This window comes from Gaetbulibacter jejuensis, assembly GCF_039524015.1.
In the GTDB taxonomy this organism is placed as follows: domain Bacteria; phylum Bacteroidota; class Bacteroidia; order Flavobacteriales; family Flavobacteriaceae; genus Gaetbulibacter_B; species Gaetbulibacter_B jejuensis.
The window spans coordinates 1,349,180-1,371,564 of record NZ_BAAAGF010000001.1; the positions used below are offsets into that span (position 1 = coordinate 1,349,180).

Here is a 22,385-nt window from a genome sequence, read left to right on the forward strand (position 1 = left end):
TCTCTTTAATATATCCTCGCCAAATAATCAAAATGCTCACCTTCCATAACGAGTTCGCACTGTAAACCCAAAGTGTCGCAAGCGGTTTTTAGTGTGTCAAAATCTAGATACAACCATTTCATAGGCTGTTCTTTTTCACCTTTATAACTTAAAAAATAGTCCAACTCACCAAAGTAGTTGGCATTGGTATCAATCCATAAACCACCATCGTCGTCTTCATACATATATGAAATATCTGAGGAGTCAATTAAGATTTGTCCGTTAGGATTTAACAATGATTTTAAATGCTTTAAATAGATGGCAACCTGAGAAAGCTGTTGGAAAATTCCTGTACCATTCATAAGTAATAAAATGGTGTCAAACGTTTCGGTAACATCTAAAATAGCAGTTTGCGATACATTGTTTACACCACGTTCTTGAGCCACTTTTACAGCACCTTGGGAGATGTCTATAGCTTTTACGCTAAACCCTTTCTCTTGAAGATACAAGCTATGGCTTCCTGCACCACAACCTACATCTAAAATGTGTCCTTTAGCAAGCTGTAAAGCGTGTTGCTCTAGTTTAGGCATATCTTTATAAGTCCTAAACAGATAAGGAAGCGGAAGCTCATCTTCATCTGAAATATTGGTCCAGGTTATAATATCTTCAGAATAGTTGTTATTCCGATAATCCAGTAAAGCTTTTCCAAAGACATCTTTCATTGGTTACTATCTATTGAGTTGGTTTCAATAACTTTATGTAAAATTATTTTGTCATGCTGAACTTGATTCAGCATCTCATTAAAATTTATATTTTTACACTATGCAAGATGTTATAAATAATCTCCCAAAGCTCGCCAAAGATAAGCATAAGGAAAACAAAACCTTCTTTACCAAGCTTAAAAAAAAGCCACCAAAACAATTGGACTACATCATGCAGGAGCTACACGAAGATGAGTTTGAAAAAACCGATTGCTTGCAATGTGCTAATTGCTGTAAAACGACAGGTCCTTTGTTTACCGATAAAGATATTGATAGAATTGCAAAGCATTTTAGGTTAAAACCCTCTCAATTTATTGACCAATATTTGCGTATTGATGAAGATAACGATTATGTATTGCAGAGTGTACCTTGTACGTTTTTGGATGCTGATAATTATTGCGCTATTTATGATGTAAGACCAAAGGCGTGTAGAGAATTTCCGCATACTGACAGAAAAAAGTTTCAGCAAATTGCTAATCTTACTATGAAGAATGTAGCGATTTGTCCTGCAGCATATAATATTGTGGAGGAAATGAAAAAAAGAATTAAATTGTAATGCCAGTTTTTGTAAGTTATTGATTTTGACTTTTTTGATATATATTTAATGTTATAAAATTTAGAATATGAAACGATTAACCTTAACATTATTGATTTTCTTTTTTACGTTTAATTTAATGTACTCTAATAATTGGATGTACTCTTTAGATGATGCAAAAAAAATGGCTATTACAACCAATAGGCTTGTTCTTGTTGATTTTTGGGCATCATGGTGTGGGCCTTGTAAACGTATGGATTCAGAATCTTGGAGCAAAGAAGAAGTACAGCTTTTAATGGATAATTATGTGTCGGTTAAAATAGATATTGATAAATACCCTGATATAGCTGAGAAATATGATGTTAGAGGTATTCCATATGTTTTTATTTTAGATGGAAACGGAAAGGTTGTTTATAAAAATATGAGTTATAAAACTAAATCTCAACTTATGGTTTTGTTAAAAAAATATGCTATAAACACATCGTTTTTGAGTAAGGATTTAGTTAATTATTATAAGCAAGAAAGTTTTTCTTCGGCATTTAGGTTAGGTTATAAGTATCAAGATCTTGCATTGCGCCTGGATAAAGAAATAAAAAGTGATTTTTTAAATGTTTCTGATGATTATTTTGATGAGTCTAAAAAGCAATTAAAAGAAAGTTCGTTAAAAAATAAAGATGGATTTTTACAGAAAATCGATTTATACGAAATACAAAGCTTACTTATACTTGATAAGACTAAAAGGGCTTTAAAAGAACTGAATAAGATAGAGTTAAATGATTTGGATGAATCAAATGCTTCGCTTTATAATTTCCTTGCTTACACTATTCATAAACAATTAAATGATGATGAAGTAGCAATTTGGGAAGAGAAAATGGAAGAAAGTGATAAGCAAAAAGCGTTATTGTTTTTAGATTAAAAGAGTAATACATGCTAATGGAACAAATTATTAATTATTTTGAAACCATACCTTCTCTACATAGAAGTATATTGCTGGTAGGAGGTATTACCTTGTTTTGGCTTTTGGAAGGCGCAATTCCGTTGTTTCGATTTAATTATAAAAAATGGCAACATGCCTTACCTAATTTCTTTTTTACTTTAACCACTATTGTTATCAATTTCGGTTTAGCATTTTTGTTATTAAAAACTGCCGATTGGGTTAAAAACAACGACTTTGGTATTATCAATTGGCTACCAGAAATGCCTTTATGGTTATATGCAATACTTGGTGTTATGCTGTTAGACTTTTTTGGAGCCTACTTAGCACATTTGGTTGAGCACAAAGTAAAACCTTTGTGGATGGTACATTTAGTGCATCATACCGATCATAAAGTAGACACTACCACAGGTAACAGACATCATCCTATTGAGAGTGTTATTCGGTTTAGTTTTACTTTGCTAGGTGTTTTTATTGTTGGAACACCAATTGCTTTGGTGTTTTTGTATCAATCGCTTTCAGTTATTTTTACACAGTTAACACATGCTAATATTAAATTACCGAGACGCGTAGATAAAGCGATAAGCTACTTTTTTGTATCTCCTGATATGCATAAAGTGCATCATCATTATGTGTTGCCATATACTGATTCTAACTACGGAAATATCTTTTCAATTTGGGATAGACTTTTAGGAACTTATATGGAATTGGATAGAGATAAACTTGTGTATGGAGTTGATGTATTTCCTGATGAAGCTGAAAACAGCCGAATTTCAAATTTATTGACGCAACCTTTTCAGAAGTATAAAAAACCAACAATCAAACCTTCAAATGAACAACGTTAAAAACGTATTCTGCATGTTAGTTTTACTGTTTACAATGAGTTGCAATACAAACACAACAATAGGAGTGCAAGGTCACAGAGGCTGCAGAGGATTGCTTCCTGAAAATTCGTTACCAGCTTTTGAGAAAGCAGTTGCGCTTGGTGTTAACACATTAGAGTTGGATTTAGCCATTTCTAAAGACAAGCAAGTTGTAGTATCTCATGAGCCATTTATGAGTCGATTTTATTGCTTAAAACCTAACGGAGAAGAGATTTCCATTAATCAGGATTTGGCGTTTAATTTTTATGAAATGGATTACGATTCCATTAAGCTGTTTGATTGTGGTACAAAGCAACATCCAAGATTTCCTCAGCAAAAAAACATGAAAACCCATAAACCATTGCTGAGTGAAGTGTTTAAGTTGAGCGATGCTTTAAATTCTGAAATTAGATATAACATTGAAATAAAGGCAAAACCAGAATACGACAACATTTATACACCAGAGCCTAAAGAGTATGTTGCTTTAGTCTTAAAAGTGATTGATGAATATAATATTGGAGAGCGTTGCAATTTACAGTCGTTTGATGTAAGAATACTTGAAGAAATAAAACGACAAGCACCAAGTATGACACAAGCTTTATTGGTTGATGAAAACGAAGTTATTGCTGATAAGCTAAACGCGTTGAGTTTTAAACCAGAAATTATTAGTCCGTATTTTCAATTACTGACCAAAGATGTGGTTGCTCAATACCAAAAAGAAGGGTATAGTATTATTCCTTGGACAGTTAATGAAAAGGAAGATATGCATACTGTAATTTCTTATGGTGTAAATAGTATTATTACCGATTATCCAGATGTGCTTATTGGAATTTTAAATGATTGAAAATTCTTATTTTGAAGTGCTTTATCGAAATTTTTTACTGATTATTCCTATTTTTTTACCGTTCATAGATTTTTTAGGGTTATAAAAAATAATCCATATAGATTTATAACGAGGGTATTACAAAAATTTAAAAGCTATTAATTCAATATTAGTTGTAACTAATAGTATTTTTTTATGGGAAAATATCGCAGGTTTGTAATAGCTTCATTTATTGGGCTTGCTGCACAAAAAAACTACGGTCAAAAAGACTTTGCATTGCTCGAAAAGAACAATAACTACAGAGCAAACGGCTTATATCACGAGCTTAACAAAACCAAAGACACTTTAATTCTTAAAGGCGATAAAAAAATTACGTATGTGTATTCTATAAATAAAGAGTACAAACGCGAAATTGATACTTATGCTGGCACTAACGAGTTTAAAGTATCCTTAAAACATCTTAGTAAAGGAAAACATATGTTTGTGGTTGATCAATCACCATTAAAAATCATATTTGTTATAAAAATACTTCATGATAGACCAAAACCAATTAGTGATGGTGATATAAAAATAACTGCTATTGAAAGTAAAAAAGACTAGTTGTAAATTATATACGGTTTACGCATTTCATCATAGGCTTTTAAATCTCTAACCCAAGTTTTTTTAATCTCGTAAGCAGTGAGTTTGTTTTCAATTTGCTTGCGTAACTCAGTAGTACCAGCAAGTTTTGTAAAGAAATCGTTGAAGAAAATAGGCTTGTCTATTGTGTTGTTATAGGCTTCTATTAAGTAGTTTAAATCTAATCGGCTTAAATGATCTTTACCGCTTAAGTCTTCACCAAAACATAGCATGCCTTCGTGTTTTGGATATTTAGCACCTGCATTTGGTTGAGGTAAAAATTTAAAAGTATACATCTCTTTGTCAAGATAAGGACTTCCGTAAATTTCAAAAGGTTTTGGAGTTCCTCTACCAGCACTCACATTTGTGCCTTCAAAAAAGCAAAGACTAGGATACAGGTTTATAGCTTTGTCACTTGGTAAATTAGGCGAAGGTGCTATAGGTAAGCTGTATGGTGTTTTGTGAGTGTAATTTTTAACAGGAATAATAGTAAGCTCACATTGAATACCATTATTCAGCCATTGTTCGCCATTAATCATTTTAGCGTATTCACCAATGGTCATTCCGTGTACAACAGGTACAGGATGCATGCCAACAAAACTTTTGTGCTCAGGTTCTAAAATAGGACCATCAGTATAATGTCCGTTTGGGTTTGGTCTATCTAAAATTAAAACAGGAATGTTCAATTCAGCACAAGCTTCCATAACGTAGTGTAATGTTGAAATGTAAGTGTAAAAGCGAGCACCAACATCTTGTATGTCAAAAATTATAACGTCTATGCCTTCAAGTTGCTCTGCAGATGGTTTTTTATTATTACCATACAATGAAATAATAGGTAAATTGGTTTTAGTGTCAACACCATCTTTTATGAGTTCTCCAGCACTTGCAGTTCCTCTAAAACCATGTTCAGGAGCATAAACAGCTTTAATGTTGATGTTTTTGGCTAATAAAGAATCTACCAAATGCGTGTATTGGTCTTGCGTTTTGGTGTCTTTAAAAATCACCGAAGTTTGATTAGCCACAATGCCTACGCTTTTATTTTTAAGTATGTCTAGATAAGCTTCGGTTTGATTAGCTCCAACTATAATAGTAGCATCGTCATGTTGAACTTGCCCAAGCATCTCATTAGAGCTTTGTTCTTTATCTTCAGACTTAGCTCCACTTCCACATGAAATTCCTATTAAAACAAATAATAAAACCGTATTTTTGAGGACCTTTAATCGCATATTTTTATTTTGAATTACGAGTTTTTTTTAGCAAAACGTATTATTGGTAGTAAAACGTATAAAAGTAGTGTTTCGGCTCCAATAATAAAAATAGGAATCACAGCAATTGCTATTGGTATTGTTGTGATGCTAATTGCTATTGCTACTGGTTTGGGCTTACAACAAAAGGTTAGAGATAAAATTGTAGCGTTTAATGGTCATGTGATAATTACCAATTATGACACCAATGTGTCTGACGAGTCTGAAACTCCAATTTCTACCAATCAAGAGTTTTATCCAAATTTTAATCAGGTTGAAGGCGTAAAGCACATTCAGGCAGTGGCTAAAAAGTTTGGTGTTATTAGAACCGAAACCGATTTTGAAGGTGTAGTTTATAAAGGAGTAGGAAGAGAGTACGATTGGAATTACCTTAAAGAATTTTTAGTTGAAGGTGAGTTGCCAAATTTTGGTGAATCAATGAGTAATGAAGTGTTGATTTCTTCGTATTTAGCCAATAGGTTGAAGTTAAAACTGAACGATACATTTCAAACCGTTTTTGCTAAAGAAGACATTAATCAAATACCAAATATAAGAGCCTTTAAAATAGTTGGAATTTACAATTCAGGATTTCAAGAGTTTGACAAAACTTTTGTTATTGGTGACTTAAAACATGTACAACGACTCAATAAATGGAAACCTGATGAGGTTGGGAATTTTGAAGTCTTTATAGATGATTATTCACAATTAGATGAAAAAGGAAGGGCCATTTTTAAAATAACGCCTTCAAATCTCGATACACAAACAGTAACTCGAAAGTTTTTGTCCATTTTTGAGTGGATTAAAATTTTTGATAACAACACCTACGGAATAATTGGTATCATGATTTTGGTTGCAGGAATTAATATGATTACTGCTTTATTAGTACTTATTTTAGAACGTACACAAATGATAGGAGTTTTAAAAGCGCTTGGAAGTAGTAACTGGAGCATTAGAAAAGTGTTTTTATACAATGCTACCTACTTAATTGGTTTAGGTTTGTTTTGGGGAAATCTTATAGGATTGTCTTTGCTTTTTGCGCAACACTATTTTGGGCTACTTAAATTTCCAAATCCTGAAGAGTATTACGTGTCTACCATTCCTGTATATATAAGCTTAGATTACATTTTGTTATTAAACATTGGTACGTTTGTAGTGTGTTTACTTATGTTGTTGGTGCCATCTGTAATTATCTCTAAAATAGCTCCTGTAAAAGCAATTAGGTTTGAATAAAAAAAGACTTTAAGTGAAAAACTTAAAGCCTTTTTTAAAAAATGAGTTAACTATTTGTTTTCTAGTACTTCATCGTCTTTTTGTGCATCTTCACAAGTTCCTAATGAGTCACCTTCATGTTGTATTAAGTGAGCTACTGCTGCCGGAAGCGCAATATTAATAGTGTGAGGGTTGTTGTTTACATTATGGCAAACATCTACTTTAATAGCTGAAAAGCCAGCAAGCATACCAATTAATAGAGTAGTGAAAAGAAAAGTTTTTGATTTCATAATCATTGTATTTTTGGGTTAATAACAAAGTAATATTAATTGTAAATTTTTGTTATAACTAATTGATTTGTAGTTTTTTCGATGTTTTTTATAAAAAAAGGGATTAACTGAAAAACCTTAAAGTTGAAATACGTATAACATCGTTAAACGATTACGAATCTTTTCCTTTTTATAAAACTATACTCATGCTTTTTGCTACTTTTGCAGAGTAAAATAAGAATATGGACTACGCTAAAAATATACTAGAAACCATTGGTAATACACCATTGGTAAAACTCAATAAACTTACTCAAGAATTGCCATGTTTGGTATTGGCTAAATACGAAACATTTAATCCTGGTAACTCTGTAAAAGATCGTATGGCTTTAAAAATGATTGAAGATGCTGAAGCTGATGGTCGTTTAAAACCAGGAGGAACTATTATTGAAGGTACCTCAGGAAATACAGGAATGGGTTTAGCATTAGCAGCAATTGTAAAAGGTTACAAATGCATTTTTGTAATTAGCGATAAACAATCTAAAGAAAAAATGGATATTCTTAGAGCTGTTGGTGCTGAGGTTGTGGTTTGTCCTACTGATGTTGCTCCTGATGACCCAAGAAGTTATTATTCGGTGTCTAAACGTTTGTCGCAAGAAACACCAAACTCATGGTATGTTAATCAGTATGATAATCCAAGTAATGCAAAAGCACATTATGAAAGTACTGGTCCTGAAATATGGAAACAAACCGATGGAAAAGTTACTCATTTTGTGGTTGGAGTTGGAACAGGAGGAACTATTTCAGGTGTTGGAAAGTATTTAAAAGAGCAAAACCCAGAAGTAAAGGTTTGGGGAATTGATACCTATGGAAGTGTCTTTAAAAAATACCATGAAACAGGAATTTTTGACGAAAACGAGATTTATCCTTACGTAACTGAAGGTATTGGTGAAGATATTTTACCTGAAAATGTAGATTTTTCAATAATTGATGGTTTTACAAAAGTAACCGATAAAGATGCTGCAGTTTATACTCAGCTTTTAGCAAAAGAAGAAGGGATGTTTTTGGGTAATTCTGCTGGAGCAGCTATAAAAGGGTTGTTGCAACTTAAAGACCATTTTACTAAAGACGATGTTGTTGTGGTGTTGTTTCATGACCATGGTAGCAGATATGTTGGTAAAATGTTTAATAACGATTGGATGAAAAAAATGGGCTATATTGATTAAATAGCCTGTTTTTACATGAAGCATGTATTAAATATTTTTCTATTTTTAGTATATGCAAGAGGATTTTCTTCATTATATATGGCAACACAAAAAGTTTGATATTCAACAGTTAACTACTGTTGCTAATGAAGTTGTTACTATAAAATCAGTAGGGCAACACAATCATAATTCTGGTCCAGATTTCTTTAATGCTCAGCTGTATATTAACCAACAACTGTGGGCTGGTAATGTTGAAATTCATGTGAAGTCAAGCGATTGGTTTGTGCATTCGCACGAACAAGACAAAGCTTACGATAATGTAATACTTCATGTGGTTTGGGAACATGATACAGATGTGTATCGAAAAGACAATACCATTATACCAACGTTGCAACTCAAAGATTTTGTAAACGCTAACCTTATCCAAAACTATAAAGCACTTTTTACACAATCTAACAAGTGGATTTACTGCGAAGATGACTTTGGAACTATTGATGATTTTACATTAAGCGCATGGTTAGAGCGCTTGTTTTTTGAACGACTACAACGAAAGTCAAATGCTATTGATACACTGCTTAACACTTCAAAAAATGATTGGGAAGCAGTACTTTTTAAAATGTTGGCTAAAAATTTTGGTTTAAAAGTTAATGGTGATGCTTTTTTGAGTTTAGCTCAGTCTGTAGATTTTTCAATAGTACGAAAGTTGACTACAAACCAAACTCAATTAGAAGCTTTGTTATTTGGTCAATCAGCACTGCTCAATGATGATGTGCAAAACGCTTACTTTCAAAATCTAGAAAAGGAATATAATTACCTTAAACATAAATTTGGATTGAGTAACGAGCAGGTTTTACCCATTCGTTTTTTTAGGTTACGACCACCAAACTTCCCAACAATTAGGTTGTCACAATTAGCAAGTTTGTATTATAAACATCAAAATTTGTTTTCAAAAATTATTGAAGCCAAAACAATAGATGAGTTGTATGCTGTTTTTTCAGTTAGCGTATCGTCATTTTGGGAAACACACTATACGTTTTCAAAAACATCCAAAACAAGTAAAAAGGCGTTGTCAAAATCCTTTATAGATTTGCTTTTGATTAATACCGTTATCCCTATCAAATTTGCTTACGCTAAAGCAAATGGTAAATTTATTGATTCTGAAATAGTTGATGTTGCACAGCAAATAAGTGCTGAAAAAAACACAATAGTTTCAGCGTTTAAAGCATTAAAACAAATACCTAATTCAGCATTATATTCTCAAGCACTCATTCAACTTAAAACCGAATATTGCAATAATAAAAAGTGTTTGCAATGTGCAGTAGGCAATTCGTTAATCATTAAATAAAATTATTACATTGCAGCATGAATATTTTTTACAAGGCATTGTTATATTTTCAAAAGCATGGTTACTATGTTTGCCAACGTATTGCTGACCGTATTGGTATTAGAGCAAAAGTGGTTAGAACATCGTTTATGTATCTTACTTTTGTAACATTAGGTTTTGGTTTTGCATTATACCTGTTTATTGCCTTTTGGATGAAAATTAAAGACTTGCTCTATACTAAACGCACTTCGGTTTTCGATTTATAATTATAGATGAATCCATTAATAAAGCTCTTTAGATCCAGAATTTACACAGCAGTATTAATGCTGCTTTTGGTTATACTTATAGGTGTATTCGGATTTAAAATGTTATCAGGCTACACATGGATTGATGCAATATACATGACGGTTATAACCGTTACTACAGTAGGGTTTGGTGAAGTACAACCTTTAGATACGCAATCAAAAATTTTTACGGTATTTTTAATTTTGGCAAGTATAGTAATTGTAGGTTATGCTATATCCATTATTACCGAATATATCTTAAGCAAAAGCAATTATGAAGAACTAAAACAAAAAAAGATGCAAAAAAAGATTGATAGTCTTAAAAACCACATTATTATTTGTGGTTATGGAAGAAACGGTTCTCAAGCAGCAAAAAAGTTAATAGCTTATGAAAAAGACTTTGTTGTAATTGAAAAGGATAAAGAAATAATTGACAAGTTTCAAAGTGAATTAGTTAGCTTTATTCAAGGTAATGCTAATGAAGATGAAGTTTTATTACAAGCAGGAATTGATAGAGCAAGTACGTTAATTTCGGCACTTCCTAATGATGCAGATAATTTATTTGTAGTGCTTTCAGCTAGACAAATTAATAAAGACTTGACCATTATTAGTAGAGCCTCTCAGCAAACATCCTACAATAAATTAAAGCTAGCAGGAGCAAATAATGTTATTTTACCTGATATGATAGGAGGAGACCATATGGCTTCTTTGGTTGTGGTTCCTGATTTGATTGAGTTTATTGATAACCTATCTATTGTAGGCAAAGCCAATATAAATATTGAAGAAATTGCAGTAGAAAAGCTTTATAATCCATCAACAATAAAAACACTTCGCGATTTAGACCTTCGTAAAAAAACAGGATGTAATGTTATAGGTTTTAAAGATGGACAAGGCGATTATATTGTTAATCCTGAAGCTGATATTGAATTGGTGCCAAAATCAAAAATCATTGTGTTAGGTAGACCAGAACAAATAAAAAAGCTTAATTCCCTATACAATATTCAATAACAAGACATTCAATTTAACCTTAGATGTTTTAAAAACTCATTTTTTTTTAGCATCTTGTTACCCAATTAACATTAAATTATACTTAAACTAACTAAATTTTAATATACCCATGAAGAACTATCTTCTTACACTTATGACATTAATTTTACCACTAGCCATTTCAGCCCAAGAAAAAGGTTTGGATGAAATAGTAAATGATGCTTTTATGCCAGTTGCTGAAGGTTGGGAAGGATTTATTTTAACGTCTGTCCCAATTGCAGGTTTAAATGTACCAATAGTGGTTATTCTCTTAGTTGTAGGTGCCACTTTTTTTACGCTTTATTTTAAAGTGCCTAGTATTACTAAATTTCCAACTGCAATAAATACAGTTAGAGGACGATATGTGGATATTGAAAAGCATGGTGTTGATAAATTATATGATAATGACGAAGCGTTAGCTGAAGAAGATATCCAAGATACTATTAGGGACGAAAGTGCTCATGGTGAGGTGTCTCACTTTCAGGCATTGGCAACAGCAGTTTCTGGTACTGTAGGATTAGGTAATATAGCAGGTGTTGCAGTAGCTATTGCAACAGGTGGTCCTGGAGCAACATTTTGGATGATTGTATGTGGATTATTAGGGATGTCAACCAAGTTTGTAGAGTGTACACTTGGTGTAAAATATAGAGATGTAGGAAAAGATGGAACTATCTATGGTGGTCCAATGTACTACTTGTCAAAAGGATTAAAAGCAACAGGCAAAGCAGGACTAGGAAAAGTACTGGGAATTTTATTTGCGATTTTGTGTGTTGGTGCTTCTTTTGGAGGAGGAAATGCATTTCAATCTAACCAAGCAACAGTTCAAATATCTTCATTAATTGGTGTTTCAGGTGGAGCAACGGGTTCTATAATTGGTTTAATATTAGCAGTTTTAGTTGGTATTGTAATTATTGGAGGTATCAAACGTATTGCTAAAATCACTGAAAAAATTGTGCCTTTTATGGCTGGGATCTATGTGTTAGCAGCTTTAATTATCATTTTCGCAAACTTTAAATATATTGATGATGCCTTCGGATTAATCATGGAAGGTGCATTTACACCAATGGCAGGACTAGGTGGATTTATAGGAGTGCTTATTGTTGGGTTCCAGCGTGCAGCATTTTCTAATGAAGCTGGAGCAGGTTCAGCAGCAATTGCGCATTCAGCAGTACGTACTAAATATCCAGCATCTGAAGGTGTTGTTGCTCTTTTAGAACCATTTATTGATACTGTAGTTATTTGTACAATGACAGCTCTAGTTATCATTTTCTTTAATATTGATGGTACAAACATGCAAAGTGTGTTTACTTACGGAGCTGTTGAAGGTAGTAACGTAATGATTAATGCTACAGGAGAGCGAATAGGAGGTGTTGATTTAACATCAGAAGCATTCGACTCTGTAATTCCAGGATTCTCTTATGTGTTAACTATTGCTATTGTATTGTTTGCGTTTTCAACAATGATTTCTTGGTCTTATTATGGTTTACAGTCTTGGAAATACCTTTTCGGAAGAGGTAAAGCGGCTGATTTAACTTATAAAATATTATTCTTATTATTTGTAATTATTGGAGCTGCTGCTACTTTAGACGCAGTAATTAAGTTCTCTGATGCAATGATATTAGCGTTGGTATTCCCTAACATGATTGGGTTATTACTCTTATTCCCTAAAGTAAGAGAGGAAATGAAGCGTTACTTAGATGCTATTGCAATTAAAAAAGAAGCCTTAGAAGATGGTCATGAAGACATTACTAAGCACATGTAAAATACTATTATGAAAAATATTAAATCCCATTTCATGTTCACTAAGCAACAACGGAATGGGATTTTTTTATTGTTACTACTTATCGTTGCGTTTCAGTGTGTTTACTTTTTTGTTGATTTTAGTGAAACTGAAATAAAAGTGGATGAAAACGAATTAAGCGATTTTAAAGCTGAAATAGATTCGCTTCGATTAGTTGAAATTGAAAACCGAAAACCAAAACTATATCCTTTCAATCCAAATTTTATTACCGATTACAAAGGCTGTACTTTAGGAATGACCAATGAAGAAATTGATAGATTGTTAGCTTACCGAAAACAAGATAAGTGGATTAATTCGGTACAGCAGTTTCAAGAAGTTACTCAGGTTTCAGATTCTTTACTGAATGCAATTTCTCCTTATTTTAAGTTTCCAGATTGGGTTACTAATCCTAAGCCTAAAACTACTTTTCAATATCAAAATAATAATACACCTAAGACCTATAATCAAAAGCAAGATTTAAACAAGGCTACAGCTGCTCAACTTCAAAAAGTGAATGGTATTGGAGAAACACTTTCTAAGCGAATTGTTCAATATAGAAATAAGTTTCAAGGTGGTTTTATAGCTGATGTTCAACTTACAGAGGTATATGGATTATCACCAGAAGTTATTGAACGTCTTACAAATGAGTTTACTGTTAAAACTCCAAGAGTAGTTAAAAAGATAAACCTAAACACAGCTACAAGAGACGAATTGGTTACCATTCAGCATATTGATTATGAGATTGCACATGCCATAATTGAACAAAGAACTTTACGAGAAGGATTCAAATCTTTGGACGATTTAGCAAAAGTTAAAGACTTTCCACTAAATAAAATTGAGATAATTAAGTTATATTTGACACTCAATTAATGACATAAAAAAGCATATATGAATAGCATGTACTTCACCGAAGAACATCAATTGTTTAGACAAAGTTTACAAGATTTTTTAAAGAAAGAGGTTGTTCCACATATTGAAAAATGGGAAAAATCAGGAACAGTAGAGCGTTTCATCTGGGAAAAGTTTGGAGAGATGGGATTTTTTGGTTTAGCATATCCTGAAGAGTATGGAGGCTTAAATCTAGATTTGTTTTATACTGTTATTCTTTTGGAAGAACTTCAAAAAATTAACTCTGGTGGTTTTGCGGCAAACATTTGGGCACATGCGTATTTAGCAATGACTCATGTAAATGCAGAAGGAAGCCATGACATAAAAGAAAAATATTTAGCACCTAGTATTACAGGAGAAAAAATAGGTTGCCTTTGTATTACTGAACCTTTTGGTGGAAGTGATGTTGCAGGTATGCGCACCACAGCAGTTAAAAAAGGGGATACTTATGTAATCAACGGATCAAAAACATTTATTACTAATGGTGTGTATAGCGACTATTTGGTAGTAGCGGCTAAAACAAATCCTGAAGCAGGAAATAAAGGTATTAGTATTTTTATTATGGATAGAGATACTCCAGGTATTTCAGCAACCAAGTTAGATAAATTAGGTTGGAGAGCTAGTGATACTGCTGAGATAGCTTTTGATAATGTTACCATTCCTGCAAGTAACTTAATGGGAGAAGAAAACAAGGGCTTTCCATACATTATGCAGCACTTTTCTTTAGAGCGATTAATTATGGGAATCAATGCACATGCAAGAGCTGAATATGCTTTAGATTATGCTAAACAGTATATGAGTGAGCGTATCGCTTTTGGAAAAACAATTGATAGATTTCAAGCCTTGAGACATAAGTTTTCCGATTTATATACTGATATGACTATTTGCAAAGAATTTAATTACTCAGTAGCTTACAGGTTAAATAAAGGCGAATATGTAGTTAAAGAAGCAACTATGAGTAAGCTTAAATCTACTAAAATGGCCGATGATGTTATATACCACTGCCTACAGTTTTTAGGTGGATATGGTTATATGGAAGAGTATCCAATGGCACGTTTACTTCGCGATAGTAGATTAGGACCAATTGGTGGAGGAACATCAGAAATTCTTAGAGAAATATTGGCAAAAATGATTTTAGATAATAAAGACTATAAGCCAGCAACATAAAATCCCAAACAAATGAACTTAACTCACTTAAAAAAAGGCGTTGTTTTAATTTTTGGAATATTCAGTTTAACTAGTTTTGGTCAAACTGAATTAAAAAATAAAATAGTGGACTTTGCTACTTTAATGCCATTAGAAAGTGCTAGTATTTATGTTCAAAATACAACAATTGGTACTGTGAGTAATGCTGATGGAAAGTTTGTATTGTTAGTGCCACAAGAATATGAAAAGGATACACTTGTAATTTCTTCAATAGGATACAAAACCTTTAAAACGCCTGTTAACGAATTTGATAATGATTTTGAAGTCTATCTAGAAGAAGATATAGCCTCATTAGATGAAGTCTTATTGGTTGCCGAAACAAGACCCAAAACAGGTAACGACATTGTGTTGAAAGCACTAGAGAAGTTAAGTGTTAATTTACCAGATTCGGCGTATCTTCAAAAAGGATTCTTAAGACATAAAGAGCGAAATACTAAGGAGTTTAAATGGCTTGTTGAAAGTGCAATAACAGTTTACGATTCCGGATACCAAGCTAGCTCAAAAGACCATCTCAAAATTAATGTTGACGAAGTTAGAAAAAGCTACGACCTTAGAGATGTTGATAGCTTGTTGATTTATACCTCTTATTTAAAGTATCATCACAAGATGAGAAATCTTAAAGCTAAAAACCTAAAGCGAGATACTATTAAAACAGCGTCTTTAGTAAAAGCAATTAAGTGGAATGATACAAGGGTTAACGGACTGCAAAATCTTTTTCAAGGCAAACTCAATTTGTTGAGAAATTCTAACACTTCAAAATCGCTTTTTGGTGAGGATATATTAAGTAAGCATCATTTTGATTTAGATACTATTTTGGTAGACAATGAAAGAAAAATCTACAAAATAAAAATTTCAAAAGGTACAGATTTTATAGGTTTAGATACCGAAGGGATTTTCAACGAAGGTTATGAAGCTGATGGATGGATATACATCTATTATGATAACTATGCTGTAAAAAAGATCGAGTACGATTTAATTGCAGCTTCACCTGCTCAAAAAAGCCGAAGCAAGGCGTTGTTTGGAACTCAGTTAAATCATAAACTTGTGATTAATTATATGGAGTATCAGGATAAAATGTTTCCTAGTTATATTTATTATGAAACACCTAAGTTGGTTAATGTAGGTTCTAATACAGATGAAAAGATTACCGACGAAGAAAAAGAACGTTATAATAAAGAAGAACGCTACTATTATACAGTACAAGAAGTGTTGTTTACTGAAATTATTTTAGATCGAGAAGAAGTACACAAAACTCTTGAAGGTACATGGAATAATGATATATTTATGGTAAAACCATATAACAAATCATTTTGGGATAACTACAACACTTTATTAGAAAGTGAAGAAGATGAAAAGTTAATTCAAGACCTTACCAAACGCTCAAAATTATTCAAGGATTAACAAGGTGTCGTTAAGGCGATTAAAAAAAATATTTTTTTAATTGCCAGTAATAAATTTGTTTTTATATTTGCGCACCGAAATTTTAAAAGAGAGGAGGTTAAGACACTATGTTAATAATACCAGTTAAAGAAGGAGAAAATATAGATAGAGCGCTAAAGCGTTTTAAGCGTAAGTTTGACAAAACAGGAGCTAAACGTCAATTGCAAAATCGTAAGCAATTTACAAAGCCTTCAGTAGAGCGCAGAGCACAGATTCAAAAAGCGCAATACATCCAAAGATTAAGAGATCAAGAAAATATCTAATATTTACTTAATGATACAATAAAGTCCTGTAGAAATACAGGACTTTTTTTATTCATAACAAATATAAACTTTGTACATTTAGCATATATACGTATGCTAATGCCTTTCAAATCATTTACAGAATATCTTACCCACGAGAAAAACTACTCACCACTTACAATAAAGTCATATAAAAATGATTTGAGTACGTTCTTGCAGTTTATTGTTGATGAGTTTGAACAAGACGCTATTGATACTGTAAACTATCAACAAATAAGAAGTTGGATAGTACAACTCGTAGAGAGTGGTATATCCAACAGGAGTATCAACCGAAAAATTTCATCGCTCAATTCCTATTATAAATTTCTTATCAAAACCAAGACAATCACTGTAAATCCATTAGCAAAACATAAAGCGCTTAAAACAGATAAAAAAGTCCAAATTCCATTTTCGCAGCAAGAAATTGAAACCGTTATTAAAGAGTTGCATTTCGAAACAAGTTTTGAAGGGTTAAGAGATAAATTGATTATTGAACTTTTTTACGCTACAGGAATTCGACGTATAGAATTAGTACAAATAAAAATCACAGATATTGATTTATCTAATAAAACGTTAAAAGTACTTGGTAAGAGAAATAAAGAAAGATTCATTCCGTTAATTAATTCAGTAATTGATTCGGTAAAGGTGTATTTGCTGGCTAGAAATGATTTAGAAAAAATTGTCGATAAAGATTTTCTTTTTTTAACAAAAAAAGGGTTAAAAATTTACGAAAATCTTGTTTACAGAATTATAAATGATTATTTTAGTAAAGCATCTACTAAAGTAAAAAGGAGTCCGCATATACTAAGGCACTCATTTGCTACTCATTTGCTTAATCAAGGTGCAAATTTAAATGCTGTAAAAGAACTTCTTGGACATTCAAGTCTTGCAGCAACTCAAGTTTATACTCATAATAGTATAGAAGAATTAAAAAAAGTGTATTCAAATGCACATCCAAGAAGTAAAAAATGAACAAGATAAATTAATGTCTAACCACTAAAAAAGAAGAGTATGAAAGTAAACACGCAATCCGTTAACTTTAGTGCTGACAAAAAGTTACTAGACTTCATCCAAAAAAGAATGGATAAGTTAGATTTGTTTTATGATAAAGTTATACAAGCAGATGTATATCTTAAAGTAGAAAACACAAGTGAGAAAGAAAATAAAATCTTTGAAGCAAGACTTAGCGTTCCTGGAGATCGCTTTGTTGTAAAAAAACAATGTAAAACTTTTGAAGAAGGTGCAGACACTGCAGTTTCATCGTTAGAAAGACAGTTAAAAAAGCGCAAAGAAAAATTAAGAGCACATATGTGATAAAAATTTTCAAAAAATGTTTTGAATAAATAAATAAATCTTTACATTTGCAGTCCGTTAGAAATAGCGGGCTTTTTTTATTGCAAAAAAAGTAAAGAAAAGCCGATGTAGCTCAGCTGGCTAGAGCAGCTGATTTGTAATCAGCAGGTCGTGGGTTCGAGTCCCTCCATCGGCTCAAGTTCTTTAAAAAAAAAGTATTGATAAATTTTGGGGAGATACTCAAGCGGCCAACGAGGACAGACTGTAAATCTGTTGTTTTTTAACTTCGCAGGTTCGAATCCTGCTCTCCCCACAATTATTCTAAGACTAGACCTTATAAAAATGCGGGAGTAGCTCAGTTGGTAGAGCGTCAGCCTTCCAAGCTGAATGTCGCCGGTTCGAACCCGGTCTCCCGCTCATTTTTTAGCCGGTGTAGCTCAGGGGTAGAGCGTTTCCTTGGTAAGGAAGAGGTCACGGGTTCAAATCCCGTCATTGGCTCATTTGAAACGTACAATTAAAATTGAACACTAATATTAAATAAGATTAAATAAATTAAACATGGCAAAGGCAACTTTCGATCGTTCAAAACCACACTTAAACATTGGTACTATTGGACACGTAGATCACGGTAAAACAACTTTAACTGCTGCTATTACTAAAGTATTAGCTGATGCAGGTTTTTCAGAAGCAAGATCATTTGATCAAATTGATAACGCTCCAGAAGAGAAAGAAAGAGGTATCACTATTAATACTTCTCACGTTGAATATCAAACAGCTAATCGTCACTATGCTCACGTTGACTGTCCAGGTCACGCGGATTACGTAAAGAACATGGTAACTGGTGCTGCTCAAATGGATGGAGCTATTTTAGTTGTTGCTGCAACTGATGGTCCTATGCCACAAACTCGTGAGCACATCCTTTTAGGTCGTCAAGTAGGTATTCCAAGAATCGTTGTATTCTTGAATAAAGTTGATATGGTTGACGATGAGGAGTTATTAGAGTTAGTAGATATGGAAGTTAGAGATTTATTAAACTTCTATGAGTATGATGGAGATAATGGTCCTGTAGTTTCAGGTTCTGCATTAGGTGCATTAAACGGAGAACAAAAATGGGTTGATACAGTAATGGAGCTTATGGAAGCTGTTGATAACTGGATTGAAGAGCCACAACGTGATATGGATAAGCCTTTCTTAATGCCTATCGAAGATGTATTCTCTATTACTGGTCGTGGTACTGTAGCAACTGGTCGTATCGAGACTGGTGTTGCTCAAACTGGAGATCCAGTAGAAATTATTGGTATGGGAGCTGAGAAATTAACTTCTACAATTACTGGTATTGAAATGTTCCGTCAAATTCTTGATAGAGGTGAGGCTGGAGATAACGCTGGTATCTTATTAAGAGGTATTGAGAAAACTCAAATTTCTAGAGGTATGGTAATTACTAAACCAGGTTCTGTAACTCCACACCAAAAGTTCAAAGCTGAGGTTTATATCCTTAAGAAAGAAGAAGGTGGACGTCACACTCCATTCCATAACAACTACCGTCCACAGTTCTACGTACGTACAACTGACGTAACTGGAAACATTGCGCTTCCTGATGGAGTTGAAATGGTAATGCCTGGAGATAACCTTACTATTACTGTTGAATTAATTCAACCAATTGCAATGAACGTAGGTTTACGTTTTGCAATCCGTGAAGGTGGTAGAACAGTAGGTGCTGGTCAGGTAACTGAAATTTTAGATTAAAATTTTAATATAGAATATTAAATTAAGGTGTCTTGTTTTTAGCAAGACGCCTTGATTTATATTTACGGGTTTAGCTCAGTTGGTAGAGCACTGGTCTCCAAAACCAGGTGTCGGGAGTTCGAGTCTCTCAACCCGTGCAAATAAGAAAAACAGATGGCAGGAATTATTAATTATATAAAAGAATCCTTTGAGGAATTAAAGAATAATGTATCATGGCCAACTTGGTCTGAAGCACAAAACCTAACAGTATTGGTTGCAGTGTTTTCAATTATTTTCTCACTCGCTATTTGGGGTGTTGACACTGTTTTTAGTAAAGTTATTAAAGCGTATTTTGATTTAATTGGCTAAAACAAATTTGATGTCTGAAACAAAAGGAAATAAAAAGTGGTATGTAGTTAGAGCTGTAAGTGGTCAGGAAAACAAAATTAAAACTTATATAGAGAATGAAATTTCTCGATTAGGTTTAGAAGATTTTGTTGATCAAGTTTTGGTTCCTACTGAAAAAGTGATTCAGATACGTAACGGAAAAAAAACACATAAAGAGCGTGTGTATTTTCCAGGTTACATTATGATTCAAGCTAATTTAAGTGGTGAAATACCACATATTATAAAGTCAATAACAAATGTTATTGGGTTTTTAGGCGAAACAAAAGGAGGAGATCCTGTGCCTTTAAGACAGTCTGAAGTAAATAGAATGTTAGGTAAAGTAGACGAGTTGTCTGTAGATGCTGATGCTAATATCGCTATTCCTTTTACTTTAGGAGAAACTGTAAAAGTTATAGATGGACCATTCAATGGATTTGATGGTACTATCGAAAAAATAAATGAAGAAAAGCGTAAACTTGAAGTAATGGTTAAAATTTTCGGAAGAAAAACACCATTAGAGTTAAGTTATATGCAAGTTGAAAAAGTTTAATAATTGTTACCATATATAGTATGTCTTTTTGCTTCCAAATTAAAAGGCGTACAAAACTAAATTTATTAAAATGGCAAAAGAATTAAGTAAAGTAGTTAAGCTACAAGTTAGGGGAGGTGCAGCGAATCCGTCGCCACCAGTTGGACCCGCTTTAGGAGCTGCTGGAGTTAATATCATGGAATTTTGTAAGCAATTCAACGCTAGAACTCAGGATAAACCTGGTAAAGTTCTTCCTGTTGTAATTTCTGTTTACAAAGACAAATCTTTTGATTTTGTAATTAAAACTCCACCTGCAGCTGTACAATTATTGGAAGCGGCCAAAGTAAAAAAAGGATCTGGTGAACCTAACCGAAAAAAAGTAGCTAAAGTAACTTGGGATCAAGTTAAAGCGATAGCTGAAGATAAAATGCAAGATTTAAATGCATTCGAAATTTCATCAGCTATGAAAATGGTTGCAGGTACTGCAAGATCAATGGGTATCACAGTTAAAGGCGGTGAAGCACCTAACTAAAAAATTTTTGAAATGGCAAGAATAACAAGAAAGCAAAAAGAAGCAAGAGCTAAAGTTGAGAAGAATAAATTATATTCTCTTGAAGAAGCTTCGGCTTTATTAAAAGAAATAACTTACACAAAATTCGATGCTTCAGTTGATTTAGCTGTAAGATTAGGAGTTGACCCTCGTAAAGCAAACCAAATGGTAAGAGGTGTAGTTTCTCTTCCACATGGTACAGGTAAAGACATGAAAGTGTTGGCACTTGTAACACCAGATAAAGAAGCAGAGGCTAAAGAAGCTGGAGCTGATTATGTTGGTTTAGACGAGTACTTACAAAAAATTAAAGATGGTTGGACAGATGTTGATGTTATCATCACTATGCCAGCTATTATGGGTAAGTTAGGACCATTAGGTAGAGTATTAGGACCAAGAGGTTTAATGCCAAACCCTAAAACTGGAACTGTAACAATGGATGTTGCTAAGGCTGTAGCTGAAGTAAAAGCAGGTAAAATTGATTTTAAAGTAGACAAAACAGGTATTGTACACGCACCAATAGGAAAAGCATCTTTTAGTGCTGATAAATTGGTAGGTAACGCAAACGAGTTATTATCAACTTTAATAAAATTAAAACCAACTGCAGCTAAAGGTACTTACGTAAAAAGTATTTACATGTCTAGCACAATGAGTCCAAGTATATCAATAGATACAAAAATAGGATAGTAGTTAAACTTTAATATTATGACAAGACAAGAAAAATCACAAGTAATTGAAGAGTTAACTGCTCAACTAGCAGATAATACCAATATTTATATTGCTGATATATCTGGATTAAACGCAGGAAACACTTCAGATTTACGTAGAGCTTGCTTTAAAGCTAACGTAAAACTAGCTGTAGTTAAAAATACATTACTAACAAAAGCTATGGATGCTTCAGAAAAAGATTTTGGAGATTTACCATCTGTACTTAAAGGTAACACTTCAGTAATGTATTCTGAAACTGGTAATGCTCCAGCAAAAGTAATTAAAGCATTCCGTAAAAAATCTGATAAGCCTTTGCTTAAAGGAGCTTTTATTGAAGAAGCAATTTACATTGGTGATGAGCAATTAGATACTTTAGTTGATATCAAATCTAGAGAAGAGTTAATTGGTGACATAGTAACATTGTTACAATCGCCAGCTAAGAACGTTGTTTCAGCTCTTAAATCAGGAGGTGGTAAACTAGCAGGTATCATTAAAACATTATCCGAAAAAGAAGGATAATAATCAATTAA

26 protein-coding genes and 5 tRNA genes are annotated in these 22,385 nt (G+C 32.9%); 28 read left to right on the plus strand and 3 right to left on the minus strand.

The genetic code is table 11. The features are described 5' to 3' along the window. Window positions 1-5: 5 nt before the first annotated feature. Window positions 6-701 (minus strand): class I SAM-dependent methyltransferase, encoded by a 696-nt coding sequence (locus ABD011_RS05930; protein WP_343796609.1) that lies wholly within the window; start codon window positions 699-701, stop codon window positions 6-8. Between the two features lie 100 nt (window positions 702-801). On the opposite strand from ABD011_RS05930, the gene ABD011_RS05935 reads away from it, so the two are divergent. The 5 genes from ABD011_RS05935 to ABD011_RS05955 all read left to right on the plus strand — a co-directional run bounded on the left by ABD011_RS05935 (window position 802) and on the right by ABD011_RS05955 (window position 4,495). Next, window positions 802-1,296, plus strand: a complete 495-nt coding sequence (locus ABD011_RS05935) for a YkgJ family cysteine cluster protein (protein WP_131505782.1) — start codon at window positions 802-804, stop codon at window positions 1,294-1,296. Window positions 1,297-1,363: 67 nt separating this feature from the next. Next, window positions 1,364-2,191: a thioredoxin family protein gene (locus ABD011_RS05940; protein ID WP_335974283.1), complete on the plus strand. Its 828-nt coding sequence runs from the start codon at window positions 1,364-1,366 to the stop codon at window positions 2,189-2,191. Between the two features lie 17 nt (window positions 2,192-2,208). Then, the gene (locus ABD011_RS05945) at window positions 2,209-3,054 is read left to right on the plus strand and encodes a sterol desaturase family protein (protein ID WP_131505781.1); all 846 of its coding nucleotides are present in this window, start codon (window positions 2,209-2,211) and stop codon (window positions 3,052-3,054) included. A gap of 34 nt (window positions 3,055-3,088) precedes the next feature. After that, window positions 3,089-3,916 carry a glycerophosphodiester phosphodiesterase gene (locus ABD011_RS05950; RefSeq protein WP_343796614.1) on the plus strand — a complete coding sequence of 276 codons (828 nt, stop codon included), beginning with the start codon at window positions 3,089-3,091 and terminating at the stop codon, window positions 3,914-3,916. Between the two features lie 174 nt (window positions 3,917-4,090). After that, the gene (locus ABD011_RS05955; RefSeq protein WP_262731977.1) at window positions 4,091-4,495 is read left to right on the plus strand and encodes a hypothetical protein; all 405 of its coding nucleotides are present in this window, start codon (window positions 4,091-4,093) and stop codon (window positions 4,493-4,495) included. Here the strand turns inward: ABD011_RS05955 and ABD011_RS05960 are convergent. Continuing rightward, window positions 4,492-5,739, minus strand: coding sequence for an exo-beta-N-acetylmuramidase NamZ family protein (locus tag ABD011_RS05960; protein ID WP_343796617.1), 1,248 nt, complete (start codon window positions 5,737-5,739; stop codon window positions 4,492-4,494). The genes ABD011_RS05955 and ABD011_RS05960 overlap by 4 nt on opposite strands. Window positions 5,740-5,748: 9 nt before the next feature. Here ABD011_RS05960 and ABD011_RS05965 point away from each other — a divergent pair, with 9 nt between their 5' ends. Then, entirely contained in the window at window positions 5,749-6,987 is a 1,239-nt protein-coding gene (locus ABD011_RS05965; protein WP_129759072.1) for an ABC transporter permease, read from the plus strand. Window positions 6,988-7,037: 50 nt separating this feature from the next. On the opposite strand, the gene ABD011_RS05970 is transcribed toward ABD011_RS05965, so the two are convergent. Next, window positions 7,038-7,256 (minus strand): hypothetical protein, encoded by a 219-nt coding sequence (locus tag ABD011_RS05970; RefSeq protein ID WP_131505777.1) that lies wholly within the window; start codon window positions 7,254-7,256, stop codon window positions 7,038-7,040. A gap of 221 nt (window positions 7,257-7,477) precedes the next feature. On the opposite strand from ABD011_RS05970, the gene ABD011_RS05975 reads away from it, so the two are divergent. The 22 genes from ABD011_RS05975 (at window position 7,478) to rplJ (ending at window position 22,374) form a co-directional block, all read left to right on the plus strand. Further along, window positions 7,478-8,458 carry a PLP-dependent cysteine synthase family protein gene (locus ABD011_RS05975; RefSeq protein WP_131505776.1) on the plus strand — a complete coding sequence of 327 codons (981 nt, stop codon included), beginning with the start codon at window positions 7,478-7,480 and terminating at the stop codon, window positions 8,456-8,458. A gap of 52 nt (window positions 8,459-8,510) precedes the next feature. Beyond that, window positions 8,511-9,782, plus strand: a complete 1,272-nt coding sequence (locus tag ABD011_RS05980; protein WP_343796621.1) for a DUF2851 family protein — start codon at window positions 8,511-8,513, stop codon at window positions 9,780-9,782. 17 nt (window positions 9,783-9,799) lie between these two features. Then, window positions 9,800-10,027, plus strand: a complete 228-nt coding sequence (locus ABD011_RS05985) for a PspC domain-containing protein (RefSeq protein ID WP_129759067.1) — start codon at window positions 9,800-9,802, stop codon at window positions 10,025-10,027. 6 nt (window positions 10,028-10,033) lie between these two features. Continuing rightward, window positions 10,034-11,053 carry a potassium channel family protein gene (locus ABD011_RS05990; protein WP_343796623.1) on the plus strand — a complete coding sequence of 340 codons (1,020 nt, stop codon included), beginning with the start codon at window positions 10,034-10,036 and terminating at the stop codon, window positions 11,051-11,053. A 109-nt stretch (window positions 11,054-11,162) separates the two neighbouring features. After that, window positions 11,163-12,833 (plus strand): alanine/glycine:cation symporter family protein, encoded by a 1,671-nt coding sequence (locus tag ABD011_RS05995; protein WP_131505774.1) that lies wholly within the window; start codon window positions 11,163-11,165, stop codon window positions 12,831-12,833. 9 nt (window positions 12,834-12,842) lie between these two features. Then, the gene (locus tag ABD011_RS06000; protein ID WP_343796626.1) at window positions 12,843-13,721 is read left to right on the plus strand and encodes a ComEA family DNA-binding protein; all 879 of its coding nucleotides are present in this window, start codon (window positions 12,843-12,845) and stop codon (window positions 13,719-13,721) included. A gap of 18 nt (window positions 13,722-13,739) precedes the next feature. Next, the gene (locus ABD011_RS06005; protein WP_131505772.1) at window positions 13,740-14,906 is read left to right on the plus strand and encodes an acyl-CoA dehydrogenase family protein; all 1,167 of its coding nucleotides are present in this window, start codon (window positions 13,740-13,742) and stop codon (window positions 14,904-14,906) included. A 12-nt stretch (window positions 14,907-14,918) separates the two neighbouring features. Then, window positions 14,919-16,346, plus strand: a complete 1,428-nt coding sequence (locus ABD011_RS06010; RefSeq protein ID WP_343796629.1) for a carboxypeptidase-like regulatory domain-containing protein — start codon at window positions 14,919-14,921, stop codon at window positions 16,344-16,346. 107 nt (window positions 16,347-16,453) lie between these two features. Further along, window positions 16,454-16,648 carry a 30S ribosomal protein S21 gene (rpsU, locus tag ABD011_RS06015; RefSeq protein ID WP_129759061.1) on the plus strand — a complete coding sequence of 65 codons (195 nt, stop codon included), beginning with the start codon at window positions 16,454-16,456 and terminating at the stop codon, window positions 16,646-16,648. 99 nt (window positions 16,649-16,747) lie between these two features. Further along, window positions 16,748-17,638: a tyrosine-type recombinase/integrase gene (locus tag ABD011_RS06020; RefSeq protein WP_343796631.1), complete on the plus strand. Its 891-nt coding sequence runs from the start codon at window positions 16,748-16,750 to the stop codon at window positions 17,636-17,638. Window positions 17,639-17,677: 39 nt separating this feature from the next. Further along, a complete protein-coding gene (hpf, locus tag ABD011_RS06025) occupies window positions 17,678-17,980 on the plus strand; it encodes a ribosome hibernation-promoting factor, HPF/YfiA family (protein WP_129759059.1) in 303 nt (100 codons plus the stop codon). 101 nt (window positions 17,981-18,081) lie between these two features. Further along, window positions 18,082-18,155: transfer RNA gene (locus ABD011_RS06030), tRNA-Thr, on the plus strand. A 34-nt stretch (window positions 18,156-18,189) separates the two neighbouring features. Next, window positions 18,190-18,272, plus strand: a tRNA-Tyr gene (locus ABD011_RS06035). A 31-nt stretch (window positions 18,273-18,303) separates the two neighbouring features. Continuing rightward, a tRNA-Gly gene (locus tag ABD011_RS06040) sits at window positions 18,304-18,376 on the plus strand. A gap of 9 nt (window positions 18,377-18,385) precedes the next feature. Continuing rightward, a tRNA-Thr gene (locus ABD011_RS06045) sits at window positions 18,386-18,457 on the plus strand. Window positions 18,458-18,517: 60 nt separating this feature from the next. Further along, the gene (gene tuf / locus ABD011_RS06050) at window positions 18,518-19,705 is read left to right on the plus strand and encodes an elongation factor Tu (RefSeq protein WP_129759058.1); all 1,188 of its coding nucleotides are present in this window, start codon (window positions 18,518-18,520) and stop codon (window positions 19,703-19,705) included. 64 nt (window positions 19,706-19,769) lie between these two features. After that, window positions 19,770-19,842: transfer RNA gene (locus ABD011_RS06055), tRNA-Trp, on the plus strand. Window positions 19,843-19,858: 16 nt separating this feature from the next. Next, window positions 19,859-20,053, plus strand: a complete 195-nt coding sequence (secE, locus tag ABD011_RS06060; protein ID WP_129759057.1) for a preprotein translocase subunit SecE — start codon at window positions 19,859-19,861, stop codon at window positions 20,051-20,053. 10 nt (window positions 20,054-20,063) lie between these two features. Then, window positions 20,064-20,621, plus strand: a complete 558-nt coding sequence (gene nusG, locus ABD011_RS06065) for a transcription termination/antitermination protein NusG (RefSeq protein WP_129759056.1) — start codon at window positions 20,064-20,066, stop codon at window positions 20,619-20,621. A 70-nt stretch (window positions 20,622-20,691) separates the two neighbouring features. Continuing rightward, complete coding sequence (gene rplK / locus ABD011_RS06070) at window positions 20,692-21,132, plus strand: 50S ribosomal protein L11 (protein WP_129759055.1); 441 nt, start codon at window positions 20,692-20,694, stop codon at window positions 21,130-21,132. Window positions 21,133-21,144: 12 nt separating this feature from the next. Continuing rightward, window positions 21,145-21,834 (plus strand): 50S ribosomal protein L1, encoded by a 690-nt coding sequence (gene rplA, locus ABD011_RS06075; protein ID WP_129759054.1) that lies wholly within the window; start codon window positions 21,145-21,147, stop codon window positions 21,832-21,834. Between the two features lie 18 nt (window positions 21,835-21,852). Further along, window positions 21,853-22,374: a 50S ribosomal protein L10 gene (rplJ, locus tag ABD011_RS06080; RefSeq protein ID WP_129759053.1), complete on the plus strand. Its 522-nt coding sequence runs from the start codon at window positions 21,853-21,855 to the stop codon at window positions 22,372-22,374. Window positions 22,375-22,385 lie beyond the last annotated feature (11 nt).

Bases quoted from the DNA above. Each gene is read 5' to 3' on its own strand.
- ABD011_RS05940 (WP_335974283.1), top strand. From the start codon at position 1,364: ATGAAACGATTAACCTTAACATTATTGATTTTCTTTTTTACGTTTAAT.
- ABD011_RS06005 (WP_131505772.1), top strand. From the start codon at position 13,740: ATGAATAGCATGTACTTCACCGAAGAACATCAATTGTTTAGACAAAGT.
- ABD011_RS05980 (WP_343796621.1), top strand. From the start codon at position 8,511: ATGCAAGAGGATTTTCTTCATTATATATGGCAACACAAAAAGTTTGAT.
- ABD011_RS05945 (WP_131505781.1), top strand. From the start codon at position 2,209: ATGGAACAAATTATTAATTATTTTGAAACCATACCTTCTCTACATAGA.
- hpf (WP_129759059.1), top strand. From the start codon at position 17,678: ATGAAAGTAAACACGCAATCCGTTAACTTTAGTGCTGACAAAAAGTTA.
- ABD011_RS05975 (WP_131505776.1), top strand. From the start codon at position 7,478: ATGGACTACGCTAAAAATATACTAGAAACCATTGGTAATACACCATTG.
- ABD011_RS06010 (WP_343796629.1), top strand. From the start codon at position 14,919: ATGAACTTAACTCACTTAAAAAAAGGCGTTGTTTTAATTTTTGGAATA.
- ABD011_RS05960 (WP_343796617.1), bottom strand. From the start codon at position 5,739: ATGCGATTAAAGGTCCTCAAAAATACGGTTTTATTATTTGTTTTAATA.
- rplK (WP_129759055.1), top strand. From the start codon at position 20,692: ATGGCAAAAGAATTAAGTAAAGTAGTTAAGCTACAAGTTAGGGGAGGT.
- ABD011_RS05970 (WP_131505777.1), bottom strand. From the start codon at position 7,256: ATGAAATCAAAAACTTTTCTTTTCACTACTCTATTAATTGGTATGCTT.
- ABD011_RS05990 (WP_343796623.1), top strand. From the start codon at position 10,034: ATGAATCCATTAATAAAGCTCTTTAGATCCAGAATTTACACAGCAGTA.
- ABD011_RS05935 (WP_131505782.1), top strand. From the start codon at position 802: ATGCAAGATGTTATAAATAATCTCCCAAAGCTCGCCAAAGATAAGCAT.
- ABD011_RS06020 (WP_343796631.1), top strand. From the start codon at position 16,748: ATGCCTTTCAAATCATTTACAGAATATCTTACCCACGAGAAAAACTAC.
- ABD011_RS05950 (WP_343796614.1), top strand. From the start codon at position 3,089: ATGAGTTGCAATACAAACACAACAATAGGAGTGCAAGGTCACAGAGGC.
- nusG (WP_129759056.1), top strand. From the start codon at position 20,064: ATGTCTGAAACAAAAGGAAATAAAAAGTGGTATGTAGTTAGAGCTGTA.
- ABD011_RS05985 (WP_129759067.1), top strand. From the start codon at position 9,800: ATGAATATTTTTTACAAGGCATTGTTATATTTTCAAAAGCATGGTTAC.
- ABD011_RS05995 (WP_131505774.1), top strand. From the start codon at position 11,163: ATGAAGAACTATCTTCTTACACTTATGACATTAATTTTACCACTAGCC.
- rplA (WP_129759054.1), top strand. From the start codon at position 21,145: ATGGCAAGAATAACAAGAAAGCAAAAAGAAGCAAGAGCTAAAGTTGAG.
- tuf (WP_129759058.1), top strand. From the start codon at position 18,518: ATGGCAAAGGCAACTTTCGATCGTTCAAAACCACACTTAAACATTGGT.
- secE (WP_129759057.1), top strand. From the start codon at position 19,859: ATGGCAGGAATTATTAATTATATAAAAGAATCCTTTGAGGAATTAAAG.
- rpsU (WP_129759061.1), top strand. From the start codon at position 16,454: ATGTTAATAATACCAGTTAAAGAAGGAGAAAATATAGATAGAGCGCTA.
- ABD011_RS06000 (WP_343796626.1), top strand. From the start codon at position 12,843: ATGAAAAATATTAAATCCCATTTCATGTTCACTAAGCAACAACGGAAT.
- rplJ (WP_129759053.1), top strand. From the start codon at position 21,853: ATGACAAGACAAGAAAAATCACAAGTAATTGAAGAGTTAACTGCTCAA.
- ABD011_RS05955 (WP_262731977.1), top strand. From the start codon at position 4,091: ATGGGAAAATATCGCAGGTTTGTAATAGCTTCATTTATTGGGCTTGCT.
- ABD011_RS05930 (WP_343796609.1), bottom strand. From the start codon at position 701: ATGAAAGATGTCTTTGGAAAAGCTTTACTGGATTATCGGAATAACAAC.